This is a genomic window from Desulfurispirillum indicum S5 (assembly GCF_000177635.2).
In the GTDB taxonomy this organism is placed as follows: Bacteria; Chrysiogenota; Chrysiogenetes; order Chrysiogenales; family Chrysiogenaceae; genus Desulfurispirillum; species Desulfurispirillum indicum.
This window is the reverse complement of sequence record NC_014836.1, coordinates 1,363,748-1,385,430: the sequence shown is the minus strand read 5'-3', so window position 1 is coordinate 1,385,430 and position 21,683 is coordinate 1,363,748. Positions and strand designations below refer to the sequence as shown.

Here is a 21,683-nt window from a genome sequence, read left to right as displayed (position 1 = left end):
CCAGAACGGCAAATTATCGACGATCATCCTGATACCCTGCTGAAATGAGGAGGCGGCCCTCAACACCACCCTTTTCTTCCATCCACTTACCTCGCAACGCGGTTCATGAGCTTCTTTTTTGGAAAGCGGATGCTGTCGGCTATCCTGAACAGGTGAGCCAACGATCCGGAAAAACGGGCGTTCGGGGGGGCGCATTTTTGAGTCCTTTTTGTGCGGTCATAAAGGACAATATCCAGAGGCGAAAAAGTGGAATACCAGATAAGTCAAGCATTCAAAATCAATACAGTTTCCGCTCGATAAATGTCAGAGTAATAGCACCTTAACTCAAGACAGTAAGGTGCGAAAGTTGAAAACATAGTCGTAAAATCAGATGCATTGCGTATGCAAACCACACTTTCCCATGCGATAAACACTTATGCCGAAAAATCTTACTCTATGTAGCAGGGCGCTGAACTTCCATCATACGCTGCGCAAAGCTTGCGTCAAACCAGGGTTTTTCCCTATTGAAAAGCTGAGGGGAATACAGTACAAATTGGAGAGTTTAAAGAGTCTGCCCCAGCAAACAGCGGGGCAACTGGAGGAAATATGTTTGGTTTGGGTGTTTGGGAACTTGCTATTATTCTGGTCATCATCCTTGTGATATTTGGCGCAGGTAAGCTCCCACAGATCGGTGCAGGCCTTGGAAAAGGTATTAAGAATTTCAAAGACTCCGTCAAGGAAGAAGACAAGGCCATAGAAAACAAGACCGAGTCACCGGGTAAAGAAGAAGAGAAGAAAGATGTTTAACATCGGATTACCGGAGCTGCTGGTTATTATGGTGGTCGCTCTGCTGATCATCGGCCCCAAAAAACTTCCCGATGTCGCCAAAAGTCTTGGAAAGGGTTTCGGCGAATTCAAACGAGCCATGAATGACCTGCGCGACACCGTCAACATTCACGAAACCGGCCCGACATCAAACCAGCGTGAAAACGCTCAGTCAGGCAACAATCGAGTGATTGACGTCAAAAAAGCCGATGAGTCCGCCGCGCCCACACAAACGGCAGAGAACCCTTCTGCTGCACCTCAGGAAAACGATTCGAAGAAAGAGAACTCATAAATGGCCCCGAACCGCGATGACGCGGCAGAGCAGCTCAACGATGACCAGGTGATGCCCCTGACGGCTCACCTGGAAGAACTGCGTACCAGGCTTGTTCGCTCATTCATAGCCATTGGCGTGTGCTTTGCCGTCGTATATTTTTTCAGTAAAGAGATCATGCTCTTCCTGCAACAACCGGTACTGGCAGCCTTCCCACCAGGAGCTACCCCTTTCGCCCTGCTGCGTCTGCCGGAAGGCTTTTTCACCGAGCTGAAGGCGTCACTGCTGGTTGCTGTCTGTGTTGCCATGCCTTACATCCTCTTTCAGGTATGGAAGTTTATCGCACCTGGCCTGTATCCCCGTGAGCGCAAAGCCACCATTCCCCTGGTAGTCTTTGCGACCATCTTCTTCTTCGTCGGTGCCAGCTTTGCCTACTATATTGTCTTTCCACTGGGCTTTCAGTTTTTCCTGAACTATGCCGAAGGCAGTGTTATTGCCAGCCTTTCGCTGGGATGGTATCTGACCTTTGTGGTAAAGCTGATCATGGCGTTCGGCATTGCCTTTGAACTGCCGGTCATCGTCTTTGTACTGGGCCGCCTGGGGCTGGTCAGCGCCGCTGCCATGCGCAAAGGCCGCAAGATCGCCATTCTTGTCATTTTCGCTGGCGCAGCCATACTCACGCCACCGGATGTTGTCACCCAGGTCATGATGGCCGGACCTATGATTCTGCTCTACGAGGGCAGTATCATTATCGTCAGACTTTTCGGAAAAAAACCGGAAGACTTCACCCTGGAAGATGAATCTCCCGCCTCCTGAGTGTTCATTCACAGGCCGCAGCCTGAATCTGCGGCCTGATTCCTTTGTGGGAGAACCCCATGCACGTTGCCTTCCATGCCCTTGCGCACCTCTATAAAATGCCCACCTATCAGAGCGAAGGCGCCAGTGGACTTGACCTGTATGCCGCTGAAGACGCCCTGCTCATTCCCCATGAGCCCCAAGTGGTCGCGACGGGATTTGCCATGGAAATACCCAGTGGCTACGAAGCCCAGATTCGACCGCGCAGTGGATTGGCCCTCAGGCACGCCATTACCCTGCCCAACAGTCCAGGCACCATCGACTGCGATTACCGCGGCGAAGTCAAAGTCATCCTTCTGAACCTTGGCAGAGAACCCTACGCCGTGAAGCGCGGCGATCGCATTGCCCAGATGGTATTTGCGCCCGTAACACGAGTCACACTCACTGACGTCGGGAACCTGAGTGATACGGCGCGCGCCAGCGGGGGATTCGGCAGCACCGGGCTCCGTGACACTACCTCTTGATGCGCGCTCTTTACGGTAACACCTCAAATTTCACACTTGTTGTCCTGGGTTAAGACACTATTATCATGACATTTATCGCGCGGTAACTGCATTGATTTTGAATGTTTGTTTCCGGATATTGTCCTTTTTGACCGCGCAAAAAGGACGCAAAAACGCGCCCCCCGAACGCCCGTTTTTCCGGATCGTTTGCTCGCCTGTTCTGGAGATCCGGCAGCAGGCTGCTCAAAGAGCCCCATCTGCTGCGTTGCCGGGCATCGCTCGTCACTGCGACGTACAGGGAGTACGCCTCCCTTCTCGCTTCGCCCGCGCCTTGCACCTGAGCCTCTTTGCGTTGCCTGACCCCTGCATCCCTGCAATGCTGCCGGACCACTCACTTTCTGTGAGTGTCCCTTCGGGTCTTGCCAGCCAGGCTTCGCACTCACCGGACGGGCTCAGGGGGGGGAACGGCCTGCTCCTGTCTCTCCCCCGTGTTCTTTCCCAGCCAGGGTGCGCCAACTGTCAGGCTGCTGAAAAGCCACGGAGGGCGGTTGTTTGCGGTCCCCAGTTCCAGGCAAGCGGACGGCTGAAAAGGACAGCACTGAGGGTCGCTTCCCAGCCACTTTTGGCGAGTCAAAAGTGGCAAAAGAAACTCATAAACAGGGTGAGGGCAATGTCAAGCGACGCAGTCTGTGCAGAACCATTTCCTCCATTTCAGCATGACATGTGGGTCGGCGCCGACAACCTGCCGCTTCGGGGGTGCGAAACTTCAGTCTGTAGAGTAATGATTCTTTTTCATTTCCCATGTACCAGAAAATTGATATCCTGAAAACTGTGTCCTACCTGATGTGAACAAGCGGAAAGGGGTACTTTATGTTGTTTCAACATTACCAGGTATCTGCCGAGCGCTATGACGAGGCCTTTCACGACAAGCGGGTCCGCGAAGCGTACCGCAATATCGTCAATCAGTTTGAAGCCCTCTCCATGGAAGAGCTGCTCTATCTCAATGAATACGCTAAAATTTCCTTCTTCAATCAGGGAATAACCTTTAACGTATACTCTGAGTCTGCTGGAACAGAGAAGATCTTCCCCTTTGACCTCTTCCCCCGCATCATCACGGGTCAGGAGTGGTCGGCTCTTGAACAGGGTCTGCTGCAGCGCACCCATGCCATCAATACCTTTCTTCAGGACATCTACAATGACAAGAAAATCATACGCGACAAAATAATCCCGGCTGATCTTCTGCTGAAATGCAAGAGCTACAACAGACATATGGAGGGATTCATACCGCGCTCCGGTGTCTACTGCCACATCTCCGGCACTGACCTGATACGTCACTGTGATGGCGAGTATTATGTCCTTGAAGACAATGTTCGTTGCCCTTCCGGTGTCAGCTATGTCTACGCCAATCGTACTGCCGTGAAACGCAGTTTTGCCAATGTTCTCTTTCAGGATTCGGTCATTTCCATTGAATCCTACACAGAAGAACTGCTGGCGACCATGGAGTCAGTGGCACCCGATGGCGTCGACGAACCCAACTGCGTACTCCTGACACCAGGCATGTATAATTCCGCCTATTATGAACACACTTTTCTCGCCTATATGATGGGCATAGAGCTGGTGGAAGGTCGTGACCTCTTTGTGGACAACAACTTCGTCTACATGAAGACCATCTATGGCCCAGCCAGAGTGGATGTCATTTACCGGCGCATAGATGAAGAGTTCCTAGACCCTCTGGTCTACCGCCCCGACTCACTCCTTGGGGTTCCCGGCATCATGGAGGCATACCGTCAGGGCAATGTCACCATCATCAACGCTCCAGGCACCGGAATTGCCGACGACAAAGCCATCTACGCCTATCTCCCCCATATCATCCGCTATTACCTCGGTGAGGAACCCATACTGAATAATGTACCCACCTATATCTGCGCCCATGACGATGATTGCCGATATGTGCTGGAGAATCTCAAGGATCTGGTCACAAAGCCCGTGGGGGAGTCAGGAGGCTATGGTATTGTCATCGGCCCCAAAGCCACCCGCAAGGAACTGGCCCAGTGCCGGGAGAACATCCTCGCAAATCCCCGCAATTATATCGCGCAACCGGTCATGAGCCTCTCCGTTCACCCCACATTTATTGACGATAAGTCTTTTGAACCACGCCATATCGACCTGCGCACCTTTACCCTCATCGGCAGAGAACGCGAGTACATCCTCAAGGGTGGCCTCACTCGGGTGGCCCTGAAAAAAGACAGCCTCATTGTCAACTCTTCCCAGGGTGGCGGTTCCAAGGACACCTGGGTGATGGAGGAATAGCAACATGCTCTCACGAATTGCCGAAAGCCTTTTCTGGATCGGACGCTATATCGAGCGCACGGAAAATATGGCCCGTTATGCTGATGTGCAGTACTACACCACCATGGATATCCCCATTCCCGGTCGCAAGCAGATGGTCATGGAATCGATCCTCTCCATGTATGATTGTGAAGAGGAATATTTCCAGCGCTATACCACCCTTTCCGAAAAGAAACTCTTCTACTTTGCCGCCCTGGATCAGAGCAACCCCATGTCGATGTTTTCCGCGGTTGCCTTCGCCCGTGAAAACGCCCGTGGCATCCGCGAATCCGTCTCCATCGAGTTGTGGGAGAACCTCAACAAGTTCTACCACTCCGTCAAGGACTACTCTCCCGAAAATTTTCAGAAAAAAGGGATTCACGAACTCACCAAACATGTCATCGAATACTGCTCTTTGCTGCATGGCTTCATCGACAACTCATTACCCCACGGCATTACCTGGAGCTTTCTCAAAATCGGCATTCACCTGGAGCGTACCACCCAGATCTGCCGGATGTTCATGACCAAGCTGGAAGATATCCGGAAAATCCGCGAAGCGGGAATGGGTGAAGTCATCGAACGGCTTATGCTGCGCAACCTCCTGCAGAGTAACAGCGCCCTTGACCTGAGTCGTCGCACCTACAAGTGGATGCTGGATATGGACAATGTCCTGGACATCATGATCCTCCACCAGGAGTTTCCCCGCTCACTGTGCTTCAACCTCCTGCAGCTGCGACACCACCTGTTCCAGCTGGCAGGCACCAACTCGCCTCGACGCGGAACCGTAGAGTTTGACGCCGGCAGACTGGCCTCATATGCCCGCTACCTCAATATTGAAGATATGCAGCAAATGCACCTGTATGATTTCCTCTTCGAGATGCTTGACAAGACCCAGGCTCTGGGCACAAAACTCGAACAGACCTATTTTGAGCACTGAATCACCCAACGCAGCAGGTTTTCGTCGCAATGCACCACTTCGCCACGCCACACAGCGTGGCTTTTTTTCGTCCCAGAACAGCAACATACCGTTCTGAAAGCAGTTTGTCACATGGCATGGAGTTTGCTTTTCTCCCGAGCTTGAAAACTCCACCGCAAAAGACATCATTAACAACAAACACCAAGGAGGATCCCATGGACCTGAACAAGTTTACCCATAAAGCTGCTGAAGCCATTCAGGACGCTCACAACCGCGCACTCACCGCTTCTCACCAACAGATTCTCCCCCTGCACCTGCTGGCGGCGCTGACACAGCAAAGCGGTGGTACCATACCCGCACTGATCAGCAAACTGGGCGTCAACATCAACGCGCTGTACACTGACATTGAACAGCAACTGAACAGGCTCCCTCAGGTCTCCGGTTCGGGAGCCCAGGTTTACCTCTCCCAGGAGCTGGCAAAACTCCTCGCCTTTGCGGAAAAAATCCAGAAGGAATACAGCGACAGCTTTATCAGTGTTGAACATCTTTTTCTCAGCCTGATACAGCATGGCGGCAGCGCAGTTGATGAAATTCTGCGCCGTTTTCAGCTGGAGCAGAAGAAGGTAACCGAGGCTATCAGCGCATTACGCGGCAAACAGCATGTGGATACTCAGGACCCTGAAGGAACTTTCAACGCCCTGGAAAAATACGGACGAGACCTGGTGCGTGCTGCCCGCGACGGCAAGCTGGACCCGGTAATCGGGCGAGATGAGGAAATCCGCCGCGCCGTGCGCATTCTTTCGCGACGCACCAAAAACAACCCGGTGCTTATCGGCGAGCCAGGCGTGGGCAAAACCGCCATTGTCGAAGGGCTCGCTCACCGTATCGTCAACAGTGATGTCCCCGAAGGGCTCAAAGAGAAGATGATTTTCTCCCTTGACATGGGAGCCCTGATCGCCGGGGCCAAATACCGTGGCGAGTTTGAAGAGCGCCTGAAAGCAGTACTGAAGGAGGTCAGTGAGAGCAGCGGGCGCATTATTCTCTTCATAGACGAGCTGCATACCATCGTCGGTGCCGGCAAGAGCGAAGGCGCCATGGATGCCGGCAATCTCCTGAAGCCAATGCTGGCCAGAGGAGAGCTGCGCTGCATTGGCGCCACTACCCTTGACGAATACCGCAAGCATATAGAAAAGGACCCCGCCCTGGAGCGCCGCTTTCAGCCTATTCAGGTGCAGGAACCCACGGTGGAGGACACCATCTCCATCCTGCGTGGGCTCAAGGAGAAATTTGAAATTCACCATGGGGTGACCATACACGACCACGCCATCGTCGCGGCAGCAACACTCTCTGACCGCTATATTACCGACCGATTCCTGCCTGACAAAGCCATCGATCTGGTGGACGAAGCCGCAGCCATGGTGCGCACCGAGATTGATTCTTCGCCGGCAGAAATGGATACCCTCTACCGCCGGATCATGCAGCTGGAAATTGAACAGGAAGCGCTGAAGCGGGAGAAAGACCGGGCCTCACAGGAGCGCCTGGAAAAGCTCAGTCAAGAGTTGGCGGATGTGCGGGAATCCTACAATGCCATGAAAACCCGCTGGGAAATGGAAAAGCAGGCCATCGGTGGACTGCAGCATATCAAGGAGGAAATCGAGCGCACACGACACGAAATTGAACGCTACCAGCGGGAGTATAACCTGGAAAAGGTTGCCGAACTGAAGTATGGCAGACTCACGGAACTGGAAAAGAAGCTCCAGGAGGCTGAAGAGTACCAGAAAACCCGTGACCGTGGAGACTCGCTGTTGAAAGAGGAAGTGACGGAAAGCGAAATAGCGGCCATTGTGGCCCGCTGGACCGGTATTCCCGTCACCAAGCTGGTTGAAGGCGAGAAGGAGAAGGTTCTTCGCCTGGGAGAAACCCTGCACCAACGGGTCATCGGGCAGGATGAAGCGGTTGACTCCGTCGTGGACGCGGTGATTCGCGCCAGAGGTGGCATCCAGGACCCAGATCGCCCCCTTGGCTCCTTTATCTTCCTCGGCCCTACAGGAGTCGGCAAGACGGAACTGGCCCGCAGCCTGGCTGAGGCCCTTTTTGACAGCGAGGAAAACATGATCCGCATCGACATGTCCGAGTACATGGAAAAACATGCGGTTTCCCGCCTGATCGGGGCCCCTCCGGGATATGTTGGCTATGATGAAGGTGGCCAGCTGACGGAGGCCGTACGGCGCAAGCCTTACAGTGTCCTGCTCTTCGATGAAATCGAAAAGGCTCATGCTGACGTATTTAACCTGCTGCTGCAGCTCCTGGATGACGGCAGGCTCACTGACAGCCATGGACGCACTGTCAATTTCCGCAACACGGTCATTATCATGACCTCCAACATAGGCAGCCATCTGTTACTGGACGCGGCCATAAGCGGCAGCGGCATCACCGGGGATGTCCGCCAGCAGGTAACCCGCGAGTTGCGTCATCACTTCCGTCCGGAGTTTCTCAACCGGGTGGACGAGACCATTATCTTTGAGCCCCTCAGTGTGGATCAGGTGAAACAGATTGTGAAGCTGCAGGTCATTCGACTGAACAGGCGCCTGGCTGAGCAGTTTATCCATGTTGAGCTCACCGAGAGCGCCCTGGAGTTCTTCGCCCGGAAATCCTACGAACCCCAGTACGGAGCGCGTCCAGTCAAACGCTATCTCCAGCGCAACCTGGAAACGCCCCTGGCACGTAAAATCATCGCTGGAGAAATCCGCGAAGAGCAGGAGGTGCATGTGGATGTGGAAGGGGATCAGCTGATCTTCAGGTAAAAGAAGAGAGAGACTGACACAGAGATACCAAGGGAGAAGTTTTTAGCGGTGAGCGCCAGCACTCCGAAAGCGAGCCTGGATGGCGAGTGGCAGACCCTCTCGCCAGGAAGAAAAGCGAGCGTGGTCTGCGAGGAGTGTTGGCGCTCACATTTGTTTTACGCATGTTTATTTGCGTTCATTCTCGGTTTCATCGGCCTTTTTCGTATTTCGTGGTTTTCTTTTATTTATTTCGAAATATGCTCCACAGCCTTCAGCACTTCGGATGGAATATCGGACAGGGGCGTGACCACATCGATACCCCCTTTGTCGATGGCAACCTTGGGCATGCCGAAGACCACACAACTCTTCTCATCCTGGGCAATGGTACGCGCACCCTCTTCGCGCATATGCAGAATACCCTTGGCACCATCGCCACCCATGCCGGTCATGATGACACCCACCGCGTTGCGACCAGCCGTCTTGGCCACCGAGTTAAACAGCACATCCACACTGGGGCGATGTCCGGATACCTTGTGACCGGAGCCGATTTCCACGTAATAAAAGGCCCCACTGCGACGCAGCACCATATGGAAGTCGCCTGGACACAACAGGGCAAGCCCGCGACCCACCTGATCGCCATTTTTGGCTTCCCGCACCTCAATGCCGCATACTGTATTCAAACGCTCGGCAAAGAGCTTCGTAAAGTCCTTGGGCATGTGCTGCACAATCACAATCCCTGGGCAATCTATGGGCAGTGCAGACAGAACCTGCTTCAGCGCTTCGGTTCCTCCCGTGGAAGCGCCCATGGCAATGACTTTCTGGGTCGTCTCCGAAAGGGCCATGGAAGAGAGCTTCGGAACAGGTCGGGTTAAGGCTTTTTCGTGCTGAGCCTTCACATTGGCTCTGGCTGCTGACTTCACCTTTTCGATCAGTTCAGCGCGGATCTCGTCAGCACCATCATAAATATTGGAGTGGGGCTTTGGTACATAGTCAACGGCACCCGCCTCCAGGGCATCCAATGTCGTACGTGCGCCCTCCTGGGTCAGCGATGACACCATTACCACTGGTGTCGGCATGAACTTCATGAGTTTACGCAGGAACGAAATCCCATCCATGCGTGGCATCTCAACATCAAGACAAATGACGTCAGGTCGCAGCTGAATTATCTTATCCCTGGCAACATAGGCATCTGGAGCAACACCCACCACCTCAATATCGCGATCAGCTTCCAGTATTTCCCGCAGGACCGCGCGTGCTGTAGCACTGTCGTCAACAATCAGGACGCGGATGGGCATCGCTAGACTCCTTCATTGGGATTCTTGGTATATTTGAGAAAGACCTTCCCCGTATCACTCTGGACCAGAATGCGACGGCCCCGTGCACCTTCGAGATCCTGGGCGACGATGGGAATGCGATACTCCTGGAGAATCTCCTTGGCAACAATCACATTGCGTTTGCCTATCATGAGCTGTTCATTAGTAGTCGTATTGAGATTGGCACCACCAAAAACCTTGGCCTGCAGGTTGCGGATATTGCAGCCGACATTTTCCATGGACTCAATCAGGCGAGGAATGGAAATATTGCCATATTTTGGACTCTGAAGCTCCGTTCCATTCCACAGGGGCATCAGGTAGTGATTCAGGGAAGATATTCCTTCATAGGGGTCATGAAGACACACCGCCACACACGAGCCAAGCACTGTGACGATTTCCGTGGGTTTGACCCCGACAAATATCTCACCGACTTTGATATAGCGTTTCTGATACACTCCGTTCATCGTGCTGCTCACATTTCCACCATATCTTCGTCATCAAACTCCCCGTCAAAGGAGTCCCCATCGGCAAAATCGTCAAAACGAACAGGTTGAGCAGGCAGTCGCACCGTAAAAACGGTCTGCTCACTGGAGGAATAACTTTCTATGGATCCATCTAAAGACTCCACAAGCCCTTTCACCACACTCAGCCCCAGACCCAGTCCGGTATGCGGTCGATTCTTGCCGGAATGAAACTGGGTGAAACGGTTAAAAATCTTGCCGTGATATTGAGTGGGTATCCCTTCGCCAAAATCCTTCACAAAGATGACGATACTTCCATCATCAACCCCGGCCCACACGACAATTCTGCCATGGACATGGGAGTATTCGCAGGCGTTGGAAAGCAGATTCAGCAGAATCGTAAAGAGTTTGGCACTATCGGACTGTACCGCGCCGGACAGCTCGTTAAACAGCTGAATGTCCAGATGTTTGTCCGCAATGATATAGCGCAGACTGGAGCGAACCTCATTGACAAGTTCATCCAGATAAACGTCTTCAAAGGTATTCTGTATCTGACCGGATTCAATCTCCGCCGCCGCGAATATATTCTTCATATGAAAATCAATGCGCTGCAGTTCCTGATGAGTCATGCGGGCGATATCGGAGATTTTTTCTGTATGGCGACCACTGGCAAGGGCCTGGGAAAAACTGAGAAGCGATGAGATGGGGTTGTTGAATTCATTTTTTATCAGTGAAAGAAATTCACTTTTCACCGCCTCAGCCTGACGCGCCTTGTCATTGAGATCCAGAAGGTTCTGCGTCATGCGCTGCATCTCTTCAATGGAAGCATTCTTCTCGCGAAAACGTCGCTGAATTTCCCCGAGAAAATCGACATCTTCCACTTTCGTTATGTCAATCACCCATCACCTCCTCGTATATCGTGATTCCATCAGTTTTTCAGTAGAGTCCTTCCACATTGAGGATAAGGGAAACCATTCCATTGCCCATCACTGCCGCACCGGAGACCTGGGGCACCCGGATGCTCCCTTCACCGATGGGCTTGATCACCACCTGCTGACGGCTGATCAGTTCGTCAACCAGCAGCGCGAAGTGGCCGTTGTCGTTCTCTACGTGCACCAGCGTGGCCTCTGCGGCTTTCAGGCGTTTTGCAGCCCTGATATTCAGCACTTCATCAAGGCGAACGATGGGCAGGATTTCTTCGCGCAGCTTCACAAACTCGCCCTTGCCCTGGTAGGTGAACACGCTGTCATTGCTGGGCTGGAAGGACTCCAGAATCGACAGCGTCGGGATGATAAAGGTCTCGTGCGCGCAGCGCACCAGCATGCCATCGATAATCGCCAGCGTCAGCGGAAGCTGCAGGCTGAAGGTCGTGCCCTGCTGGGCCATGGACTGGATTTCCACTTTCCCGCGCAGCTGTTCTACGGAGCTGCGCACCACATCAAGGCCAACACCACGGCCAGAGAGGTCGCTGATGGCTTCGGCGGTGGAGAAGCCTGCCTGCATGATCAGGCTGTACACCTGGGTGTCGCTGAGTTCCTCTTCGGCGCTCACCAGGCCCTGCCTGATGGCTTTGTGCAGTACTTTCTCACGGTTGATCCCACGGCCGTCGTCACTGATTTCGATCACGATGGAGCCGCCTTTGTGGAAGGCCCGCAGGAAGATATTCCCCTGGATCGGCTTGCCATGGAGGGTGCGTTCGGCGGGGTCGGATTCGATGCCGTGGTCGATGGCATTGCGGATCAGGTGGATCAGCGGGTCGCCAAGGGCGTCAACCATGTTCTTGTCGATTTCCGTGTCTTCGCCGCTGATGTGCAGCACGATGTCCTTGTCGATTTTGCGCGAGGCGTCGCGCACCACCCGGCGCATCTTCTCGAAGGTATCCCGGATGGGGACCATGCGCAGGGACATGACCCGGTTCTGGATCAGGCGCGTGATCTTCGACAGCACGTCCAGGGTCTTCTTCACGTGTTCGTCGGCGATGTCCTGAATGGTGGGGTTCTGGGTCAGGAAGCTCTGGGCGATCACCAGTTCGCCGACGGAGTCAAAGAGTTCGTCCAGTTTCTTCGTGTCGATGCGCACGAAGGAGCGTTTCTCGTCGCGACCGCGATTGGCGGGGGCGCTGCGCTCTGCGGCACGGTCCTCTTCGACCTCGGACTCTGCGGCAAGAGCAGTGGGTGCTGCGGCAATGGCGTCTGCACTCTCCGGGGCGGTGGGTGGCTCTGTGGGGAGCTCTGTGGATGCCTCTGCCGGGGCGGTGGGTGGTGCGCTGGCGGCAGTGTCCGGTGCTGGCGGTTCACGGTGCCCCTCATCAGGGCTTGTAGTTGCAGCGGTAACAGTCGCTGCCGGTGAAGGTGCCGGAGTCGGCGCGGGTGCGCTGTCGCTCTGGGCTATGGATGCCGGCTCACTCGTTTCGTCGTCTACGACGCGAACGCGGTATTCAAAGTCGTCAAGGAATTCGAAGATCTCTTCGATTTCCCCCTGGGGATGGTCGCTGGCCATATAGATGTCCACGATGCCAATGTCGCAGCGCAGCGGGTCGATGTCGCTCAGGTGGCTCACCCGGCTGAGGTCCCAGCGGACACTCAGGATGCTGCCCTGTTCGCGCAGCAGGCGCAGGAAGATGGCGTGGTCGTAGCCGCGGATGTAGATGTCGCTGTCAAGGGTCAGCTGGATGTGATACAGGTGCTCGCCGGGGCCTTTGCGGCTCTGCAGTTCACCAAGGTCTATGTGGTCTGCGCCCTCACGGCTGACGGGATCTGACGGCGCGCGCCCTCCAACGGCGCTGGCACTGTCGGTGCTGTCGTCAGGGGCTTCGGGCACGCTGGCAAACTCTTCGGCAAGGTCACGCAGCACTTCGCGGTAGGCGGTCTGACTGGGCCGTTGGTCGCTGGTGTCTTCTGCGGTGGCACTCTCGGTTTCCTCGGTGGGGCTGACGCGCACCAGCAGCTGACGGATGTGCTCAAGGCTCTGTTCATAGCGGGCAGGATGGGTCAGTTCTGAGCGTTCCTGCACTTCGTCGTCAAAGACGTCCTTGATCACGTCCACCGCGTCAAGGAAGGTGTCGATCACGGCGGTGTTCACGGTGCCCTGGCCCGCGCGGTAGTAGTCAAGCGCGTCTTCAAAGCTGTGCACAAAGGTGCCAAGACGGGTGAAACCAATGGAGTTGGCGCTGCCCTTCAGGGTGTGCACGCCACGGAAGAGTTCGTTCAGGGTGTCGCTGTTGCCCGGGTCGCTCTCAAGGTCCATCACATCGCTGTCGAGCTTTTCGATGATTTCGCTGGCTTCCTCTATGAAAATCTGGCGCAGGCGCTCGCGGTTCATGGCACGCTCCAGTACTGACGACCAAGCTCGGGATGCTCAAGGGGCATGTCAAAGAGGTCGATCACGATGTCACGATGGCTGCGGCGGATCGCCCCGAGCAGCTGCAGAAGGCTGGAGCTGCCAAGGCTTTCACGGGGGTCCTGGATGCCGATGTGCTCGATGTACTCGATGCGGCTCAGCAGAAACTGCCGAAGCTGCTCCACGTCCTCGGCGTCCATGCCAAGGCTGATATTCAGGGTTTCGCCGTCTATTTCAAACATCGCTGTCCTTTCTGGAGAAGAGAAGCAAACCACGAAATACACCAAACTGTTTGCGCCTGTATGCTCAGTTTTTTCTTCCCTTGGCGTCCTTCGCGTCTTTGCGAGAGAAATGGCTTTTTTTCTGGCTTTTCTTTATGCCCGAGCGATCTTCAGCGGCCTGCTTAGAATTCCTTCAGGTCGTCTTCATCCAGGGGAAAGATATCGTCGTTCTCGTTACGCGCTTTCTTGCTGCCCCTGCCACTGCCGCTGCTGCCACGGGGATCATGGAAGGCCGGGGCAAGCTGCTTGGAGCCTGAGGGCTTCGCCGGGCTGCCCGGGGCGCTGACGCGCACACGACCACCGGCGGGCGGAAGTGATCCACTGCCCCGACTGTGGCTGCTTTCGCTCTCCATGCGAAAACCTACGAAGTTCGCCACGGTGGAGACGCTGTTGAGCATGGCCACGGCCTGAGCGTTCAGCTCTTCAGCCGCGGCAGCGGCTTCTTCAGAGTTGGCGGCGTTCTGCTGGGTCACTTTATCGATCTGGCTCATGGCTGTCGAGATCTGGTTCATGCCTTCGGACTGCTCTTTCACCGAAACGGTGATCTCGCCGATCAGGTCCGAGGTCTTCTTGATCTGCTGACGGATTTCATCAAAGGCGCTGTTGGTCTCTTCGGCCACGCTGTTGCCCTGACGAATCTGACTGATGGTGCGCTGGATGATGTCGGCGGTCTCACGCGCTGCGTTGGCACTGCGCTGCGCAAGGCTCTTCACTTCCTCCGCCACCACTGCAAAACCAAGTCCGTGCTCGCCGGCGCGCGCCGCTTCAACGGCCGCGTTCAGCGCGAGAAGGTTCGTCTGGAAGGCGATTTCGTCGATGGTCTTGATGATCTGCGATATGCGCTCCGAGGACGCGGTCACTTCCTCCATGGAGCTCATCAGCTGCTGGACCTTCTCATAGCCCTCATTGGCGGCCTGCGTCGCCTGACCGGCAAGAATGTCTGCCTGACGCGTGTTCTCCGCATTCTGATTGTTAATCGATGTCGCTTCCTCAACGGTCGCCGTCACTTCCTCTACACTGTTGGCCTGCTCAGAGGCGCCTTCTGCAAGTGAACTCGACGACGACGCAATCTGGTCTGAGGCGCTTACCACCTGTGAGTTCGCTTCTGATATATTGCGGATCGCGGCGATTATGGGCTTGGCCAGCATATAGGCCATCAGAAAGGCGATGGCGCCGACAATTGCCAGAATGATGGCGCCAAGCATAAGGGAGACATTACGCAACTGATATACGGGTTCCAGCACTTCATCGTGAAACATCTCCGTCAGGATAGCCCAGCGAACGCCATACACTTCTACAGGGCCATAGGCAGAGAGGACTTCGTTGCCCAGGTAGTCAGAGCCCACACGCACGCCATTTTCTCCGCGAAGGGCCGCCTGGGCCATTTCCGTACGCACCGCGCCCTGACTGGGGTTGCGAAATGAGTTGGCGACAGAGTGGGTATTGGGCTCCAGGAAACTGTCACTGCGCATAAGGTTATCGGGGCCGACGAGATAGCTTTCACCGGTTTCCCCCAGCCCTGTTCTATTTTGCATTATGGAATTTACGGTCTCTATGCTGATATCAAGAACCATGACACCCAGCATGGTGTTGCCTGCCATGATGGGAATACCCATAAACATGGTGGGGCGGTTGCCCGCTGGCCCGTAAGGTGACATATCAACGAAGGCAATCTGCTGGGTAGAGACCACCCGACGCCAAGCTTCTGCCAGGCCACTGTTACGCAGGGGACCACTGCCCACGTTCTGTCCCAGGTCATCCCGTTTCGCCAGAGAGTACATGACATGGCCGTGGAGACGGCAGACCATATAGATATCATTCAGTTCGAAGGCTTCAGCGGCACCACGGTAGAGGGGCTCAAAGCGCTGGTAAACTTCCCGCACATCGGGATAATCGGTAATAAAGAATGGATCTTCCGCTCCGACATTGTGTTCGTTGTGCAGGCGCACCAGCTCGCGGAACATTTCAGCCACATCAGAGCTGCGGGCAAAAACGCCAATGCCTTCAGCGGTATTGTCAAGGTACAGGGAGAGCTCCCCCCGCACAAGGTCCCGAATAGCCTCCAGCTTGGCGAAAGCTTCACGATCCAGGGCATTGGCTGCAGAGAAGTAGGAAATAATACCCATTATTATAAAGGGCAGCAAACCTACAAAAAGTAGAACAGCGATGAGTTGTTTCTTAAGAGTCATGGTGGATTTCATGGCGCATCTCCTGAAGTTACCTTGTCTGGTGGGGTTGCCAGCGTTCTCCCCGCTATCAGATTCCTAGTACCATTTTGATCGACTTCACCAGTTTTTGATCACTGAAAGGCTTTACCATCCAGCCGGTTACCCCGATGGCTTTGCCTTTTTCCTTCATCTCGGCTGAACTCTCTGTGGTGAGAATGAGAATGGGTTTACTCTTGAAGCGCGGGTCCTGTTTTAATTTCGCAGACACCTCAAGGCCACTGACCTGGGGCATATTGATGTCAGATATCAAAAGGTCATAGTCTATACTACCGCCAAGTGCTTCATCCAGGAACTGCTGAGGATTACTGTACGTAAAAAAATGCACCTGCCCTGACTGCACAAGCTCTTCCAGCGCCAATTCAGCTGAGGCCAGGATCGTCCGCGAGTCATCCACCAGAATTACTTTTTTCGCCATATATTCCCCTATCAGAATAAATCGTTACTTAATGGCGTTATAACATCAAAGTGTTACCCTTGCATCTGAATTTTAGATAGCGCTGGCAAAATAATTGTCTTATGACATAATAGGAATTCATTGAAGTTTCGCACCCCCAAAAACGGCAGGTTGTCGGCGATGACCCTTACACCATGCTAGGATGGCGAAAATGGTTCTGCACAGACTGTGTCGCTTGGCATTACCCTCACCCTGTTTATGAGTTTCTTTTACCACTTTTGGGTCGCCAAAAGTGGCGCAAAAGCGACCCCCAGTGCTGTCCTTTTCAGCCGCCCGCTTGCCTGGAACTGGGGACCGCAAACAACCGCCCTCCGTGGCTTTTGGTTTGCGGTTGCCGCCGTCGTGGCGTCAACCCTGCGGGTCCATAGCGTTCCAGTCGGCGCGTTCTGGCTGGGACAGCACACGGGGGAAAGACAGAAGCAGGCCGTTCCCCCCTGAGCCCGTCCGGTGAGTGCGACGCCTGGCTGGCAAGACCCGAAGGGACACTCACAGGAAGTGAGTGGTCCGGCAGCACTGCAGGGATGCAGTGTCTGCCGGATCTCCAGAACAGGCAAGCCAACGAGCCGGAAGAACGGGCGTTCGGGGGCGCGTTTTTGAGTCCTTTTTGCGCGGTCAAAAAGGACAATATCCGGAACAAAAAAAGGAACTCCAGATGAGTCAAGCATGCAAAATCAATACTGCCTCTGCGCGATAAACGACAGAGAAATAATGAATTAAACCAATGCTATTAGGTGCGAAACTTTAAAATTTATTTACTTATTCTGAGGTGGACGATGCTCAAGCAGGATATTCTGGCGCTGGCGAAAAATACTTCCGTTTTGTATGTCGAAGACGAAGATGCCACCCGCAATTCCATTGCACTTCTCTTTGAACGTCTGTTCAGGGAAGTTCTGCTGGCTACCAATGGTAAAGAAGGTCTGGATATATATCGGCAGAAGCGCCCCGACCTCATCATCACCGATGTCACCATGCCTGTGATGGATGGTTTCCAGATGATCGAGTCGATCCGTGAAAATGACCTGGACCAGAAAGTCATCGTCATTTCGGCCCATGGGGACTCCCGCTTTCTGCAGCGCGCCATTAATCTGCGCGTCAACGGCTACGTCATGAAACCGGTGATGCAGGACTCCCTTCTGAACTCCATCACCGATGCCCTGGAACTGCTGTGGTCGAAGCGGCAACTGGAAGAACTCAATTCGCACCTTGAAGAGCGGGTGCGGCAGGAGGTGGAAAAAAACCGCCAGAAAGACACGTTGACCATACAGATGCTCAAGCAGGTTCTGGAGGCTTATCCCAACCCGACCATTGTCTACGAAGCGTCCACCATTCGCTATATCAACCAGGCCCTGGGCGCCATGGTGCAAAAGGAGAATTACGCGGATCTTGTGGGAAGGGACTTTGACATCAGCCAATGCTTTCTGCAGGAGAAGGGCTCGGTACATCAGCTGAAAGATCTGCGCCCCGGAGACACCACACCCAAAACCGTCTCAATAAAAACCACCATGGGCCGAAAAATCTATCTGGTGCTGGTGCGGGAGCTGAACCTCCACGGCACCCCACACGTTCTCTACACCTTCAACGACATCACCCTGCCCGAATACCAGAAAATTAAAATAGCCCAGTATACTGAATTCCTGGAAGAGTTTGTCTTCACCTCACGCTCACAGAAAACGCCAGAGGTCGCAACCCCAGAGCCGGCACCCGCCAGGCAAGCACCGGCCACTCCAAAGAAGCAAGCTGAACTGGATCAGTCCCTCAACGACAAGGAAAAGAATGTCCTGCGCAAAAGCCACAGCGAAAAGGTTACGGCCCAGGAGTTTGTCGCGGACATCGGCGAAGAGATACTCTATGAACTCTATGAACTTGAAGAGCTGGAAGAGGACATTGATATAGCCCTGGAGCAATTTGCCGGCTCACCTCACAAGGCAAACCTGGAACGCGTCTCCAGTCTGTTCAGCAAATATGCCAGCACCATGTCACTGATCTTCGAATTCTCCGACCTCTCCTACGCCATCACTTCCCTGTCCTCCATTCTGCGTAACGTAGAAATGGCACAGCTCGACGATCGCAAGATCGTCATCCTGAAAACCTACCTCAAAGCTATCCGCGAAGATCTGCAGAACTGGCGGACCACCATTTTTGTCACCCGGGAATCAAAGGACATCCACTATCTGGACAGCTCGCTCTTCAGTTCCTGCCTGCAGATTGAGTATACCCTTTCCGGAAAGGAAGAGGAGCAGAGTCAGGAAGAGGATGATCTGGATATCTTTTTCTGAAGCATTCGCTCGCGATATCAAAAAAAAAAGCATCCGAAAAATAAAAAACATTGATTTTCCGATCACATGACAGATATTGTGATAGTGGCTTCGAAATAGAATTGCCAGGGAAGGCGATTGAAGTGACTGTTTGCAGGGAAGCAAGGCATTTCCCTCATCTGCGCACGACGCAGGAAGCACCTCTTTCATTCCCCCTTCTTATCGGCAGCATTTCCAGCCCCCTTGAGTGTTTTTTTCGCGCAGGCAAAATTTATGATGCCAGGAGGGTCACACTTTTTCGCATCCTTTGCCACGCAGACACGCACTCGCAATGTATCGACCCCAAGGACTGGAGTCGAAATCTTACCAGGTGCTGGTACCACCTGAACAAATCACGGAGGATATTGTCATGTCCAATGTTATCTACAACAACATTCCGTCTATCAATGCGCAGAACAACCTGCGCGTCAATTCACAGAACCTTTCACAGTCCATTGAGCGCCTGTCTTCGGGCCTGCGCATCAACCGCGCTTCCGACGACGCCTCCGGTCTGGCCATCTCCGAGAAGATGCGCGGACAGATCCGCGGCCTTGACCGCGCTGTCGCCAACGCCCAGGACGGCATCTCCCTGATTCAGACCGCAGAAGGCGCTCTCAACGAGACCACCGCCATCCTGCAGCGTATGCGTGAACTGAGTGTTCAGGCCGCCAACGGCACCCTGACCTCTGACGACCGCCAGCACATCCAGCGCGAAGTGGATCAGCTCAAGAGCGAAATCGACCGTATCTCCACCTCCACCGAATTCAACACCAAGAAGCTGCTCAATGGTGACGCCACCGCACGCTGGAGTACTTCTGACAGTGACCTCATGGAAGCCATCATCCGCGACCAGGTCATCACCGGGAACTACAAAATCGATGTCACCGCCAAGGTGGGCAAGAACCAGGTGCTCAAGTCCAACATCATGACCCTGCGTGAAGGCGCCTTCGCCGGTGACGTGCTCACCCTGGCCGGTGTTGCCGTTACTGCGTCCGTCAACTCCTCCGGTGTTGCCGGCGTCTATGCCGCTGAGGGTGTGCGTACCGGTGATATCACCGACCGCACCTACCTGGTCAATGTGGCCACCACATCGCTGGCTGGCGCGTCCTTTAACGGGGATTCAACCTTGACTCTTGCCAGCATCAGCAGCGGAAGCATGGCCATCAATGGCACCTACCAGCAGGCAGGATCAAACTGGTCCGTTCTGAGCAATGGATCAGGAGAACTTGAAAACCATAATGGCATGAATGTTTTCGCCACCCATGGGGGTGTCGTCACGGGATACCATGGCTATATGGAAATCGAGTTCCTGCAGGATGCCCACCTGACCACTGGTGGTTCCGATGTCACCGGCGCTGCCCGCGTACGCTTTATCAGCGTCACTACCGGTGAAGCCGAAGCCTGGGCCACCGTCAACATCGTTGACAATGCCCTGAGCCTTGGTGGACTGGATCAGTTTGACGGCGGTGCCCAGCTGCTCTTCAACGACGGCGCCATGATCAAAACCGGTGATAAGATGCTGATGAGTATCAACGGTGAGGTGGATGCCGCACGGATTGACGGCAGTGCAACCGGTGGTGCCGGCGGTGCTTTCAAAATCGACGAGCGCTACTACAATGAAGTGGGTTCCGGCTCTGTTGTACAGAATATGGGCGCCTACTACATCATCACAAACGGCACTTCTGATGCCGGTGGCATGCAGAACACCGTCCTCAGCGAAGGCCCCAAACAGCACCAGTACCATATGGCCCAGATGGACGCCAATACCGGCTCCGTCACCATCGGCTCCATCACCCTGGACTTTGCTGCCAACCAGACTGGCACGCAGCATGACGATCAGGTGAACATGGAAGTGCGCGGTACGGGCGGACTGGCCTCTGCCTACACCAAGCTCAAGGACATCGATGCCTTCATCACTCCCGATGGCACCAATGTCTTCGACACTTCCCAGAAGCTGACCATCTACGGTAACGGCAAGTCTGCCGATGTGTACCTGGAGGGCAATGACTCTCTCGCCCGTCTGGAAGAGAAGCTGATCAAGGCCATCACCAAGGATCTTGGCATCTCCATGGGCAACACCACCACTGACAACCGCGTGGTTGACTTTGTGGGCAAGGGTTCATCCGTTGAAAACAGTGACGCTGCCGTGGAAGGCACGCTGCTGATCCGCTCCCTCTTTAACGGTGCCCAGGGCGAGCTGGCCTTTGTTGGCGAGCAGAAGCTCATCGATGCCCTGAACCTCGATCAGGTACAGGCATCCGAGGAGAACACCTACAACGTGCGGGTCACCAATGCCCACACTGGCCGCCCCGTCGGCAGTGACACCGTTGGAGACGGCGTGATGAAGAACGTCATTCAGGGCGTGGATGTGGTGTTTAAAGGAAACATCGGCATTGAAGCAAGTTTCGATGCTACCAGAGCACGCTTTGAATTCACGGCGGAAACTGACCCCGCGACCATGAACCTGCACCTGGTGGATAACTCCATGAGCTTCCAGATTGGTGCCAACGCGGGTCAGACCATGCAGTCAAACATCGCCCAGATTGACACCAAGTCATTGGGAATTGACCGCGTCCTGGTGGTCAGCCAAAGTCTGGCTCAGGAGGCCATTACCGACATCGACAAAGCCATTGGTATGGTTTCCACCGAGCGGGCCAAGATGGGTGCGGTGTCCAACCGTCTGGATCACACCATCAACAGCCTCAGCGTCGCCTATGAAAACCTGCAGGCTGCAGAGTCCCGTATCCGCGACGTGAACGTGGCCAAGGAAATGTCCCAGTTCACCCTCAACCAGATGCTGACTCAGGCTGCCCAGAGCATGCTGGCCCAGGCCAACGCACTGCCCCAGGGCGTCATGCAGCTCCTGCGTTAATGAACTACCATTAGGAACAGCAATCCCGGAGGTACTCCCTC

The 21,683-nt window shown here is 54.4% G+C and carries 16 protein-coding genes; 9 read left to right on the top strand and 7 right to left on the bottom strand.

Annotated elements, in window-relative coordinates:
- The first annotated feature begins 585 nt into the window (after positions 1-585).
- The 7 genes from tatA (at position 586) to clpB (ending at position 8,421) form a co-directional block, all read left to right on the top strand.
- A complete protein-coding gene (gene tatA, locus SELIN_RS06520) occupies positions 586-786 on the top strand; it encodes a twin-arginine translocase TatA/TatE family subunit (RefSeq protein ID WP_013505872.1) in 201 nt (66 codons plus the stop codon).
- Positions 779-1,096, top strand: a complete 318-nt coding sequence (locus tag SELIN_RS06515; protein WP_013505871.1) for a twin-arginine translocase TatA/TatE family subunit — start codon at positions 779-781, stop codon at positions 1,094-1,096. Before tatA ends, SELIN_RS06515 begins: the two co-directional genes overlap by 8 nt.
- On the top strand, positions 1,097-1,891 hold the full coding sequence (gene tatC / locus SELIN_RS06510; protein ID WP_013505870.1) for a twin-arginine translocase subunit TatC: 795 nt from the start codon (positions 1,097-1,099) through the stop codon (positions 1,889-1,891). It abuts the gene before it with no gap.
- Positions 1,892-1,950: 59 nt separating this feature from the next.
- Positions 1,951-2,394, top strand: coding sequence for a dUTP diphosphatase (dut, locus tag SELIN_RS06505; protein WP_013505869.1), 444 nt, complete (start codon positions 1,951-1,953; stop codon positions 2,392-2,394).
- A gap of 849 nt (positions 2,395-3,243) precedes the next feature.
- The gene (locus tag SELIN_RS06495; protein WP_013505867.1) at positions 3,244-4,683 is read left to right on the top strand and encodes a circularly permuted type 2 ATP-grasp protein; all 1,440 of its coding nucleotides are present in this window, start codon (positions 3,244-3,246) and stop codon (positions 4,681-4,683) included.
- A 4-nt stretch (positions 4,684-4,687) separates the two neighbouring features.
- Entirely contained in the window at positions 4,688-5,638 is a 951-nt protein-coding gene (locus SELIN_RS13885) for an alpha-E domain-containing protein (RefSeq protein ID WP_013505866.1), read from the top strand.
- A 194-nt stretch (positions 5,639-5,832) separates the two neighbouring features.
- Entirely contained in the window at positions 5,833-8,421 is a 2,589-nt protein-coding gene (gene clpB, locus SELIN_RS06480; protein WP_013505865.1) for an ATP-dependent chaperone ClpB, read from the top strand.
- Between the two features lie 224 nt (positions 8,422-8,645).
- Here clpB and SELIN_RS06475 read toward each other — a convergent pair whose 3' ends face one another.
- The 7 genes from SELIN_RS06475 to SELIN_RS06445 all read right to left on the bottom strand — a co-directional run bounded on the left by SELIN_RS06475 (position 8,646) and on the right by SELIN_RS06445 (position 16,437).
- Positions 8,646-9,695 carry a protein-glutamate methylesterase/protein-glutamine glutaminase gene (locus SELIN_RS06475; protein ID WP_013505864.1) on the bottom strand — a complete coding sequence of 350 codons (1,050 nt, stop codon included), beginning with the start codon at positions 9,693-9,695 and terminating at the stop codon, positions 8,646-8,648.
- A 2-nt stretch (positions 9,696-9,697) separates the two neighbouring features.
- On the bottom strand, positions 9,698-10,189 hold the full coding sequence (locus tag SELIN_RS06470) for a chemotaxis protein CheD (RefSeq protein WP_198007133.1): 492 nt from the start codon (positions 10,187-10,189) through the stop codon (positions 9,698-9,700).
- The gene (locus SELIN_RS06465; protein ID WP_013505862.1) at positions 10,186-11,073 is read right to left on the bottom strand and encodes a sensor histidine kinase; all 888 of its coding nucleotides are present in this window, start codon (positions 11,071-11,073) and stop codon (positions 10,186-10,188) included. The genes SELIN_RS06470 and SELIN_RS06465 overlap by 4 nt, the downstream gene beginning before the upstream one ends.
- 37 nt (positions 11,074-11,110) lie before the next feature.
- On the bottom strand, positions 11,111-13,495 hold the full coding sequence (locus tag SELIN_RS13880; protein WP_013505861.1) for a chemotaxis protein CheA: 2,385 nt from the start codon (positions 13,493-13,495) through the stop codon (positions 11,111-11,113).
- The gene (locus SELIN_RS06455; protein ID WP_013505860.1) at positions 13,492-13,755 is read right to left on the bottom strand and encodes a hypothetical protein; all 264 of its coding nucleotides are present in this window, start codon (positions 13,753-13,755) and stop codon (positions 13,492-13,494) included. The genes SELIN_RS13880 and SELIN_RS06455 overlap by 4 nt, the downstream gene beginning before the upstream one ends.
- A gap of 161 nt (positions 13,756-13,916) precedes the next feature.
- Positions 13,917-15,995 carry a methyl-accepting chemotaxis protein gene (locus SELIN_RS15365; protein ID WP_013505859.1) on the bottom strand — a complete coding sequence of 693 codons (2,079 nt, stop codon included), beginning with the start codon at positions 15,993-15,995 and terminating at the stop codon, positions 13,917-13,919.
- A gap of 55 nt (positions 15,996-16,050) precedes the next feature.
- A complete protein-coding gene (locus tag SELIN_RS06445; protein WP_013505858.1) occupies positions 16,051-16,437 on the bottom strand; it encodes a response regulator in 387 nt (128 codons plus the stop codon).
- Positions 16,438-17,249: 812 nt separating this feature from the next.
- On the opposite strand from SELIN_RS06445, the gene SELIN_RS06435 reads away from it, so the two are divergent.
- Both SELIN_RS06435 and SELIN_RS15435 read left to right on the top strand, forming a co-directional pair.
- Complete coding sequence (locus tag SELIN_RS06435) at positions 17,250-18,752, top strand: response regulator transcription factor (RefSeq protein ID WP_013505857.1); 1,503 nt, start codon at positions 17,250-17,252, stop codon at positions 18,750-18,752.
- A 388-nt stretch (positions 18,753-19,140) separates the two neighbouring features.
- Positions 19,141-21,642 (top strand): flagellin N-terminal helical domain-containing protein, encoded by a 2,502-nt coding sequence (locus SELIN_RS15435; RefSeq protein WP_013505856.1) that lies wholly within the window; start codon positions 19,141-19,143, stop codon positions 21,640-21,642.
- Positions 21,643-21,683: the final 41 nt, after the last annotated feature.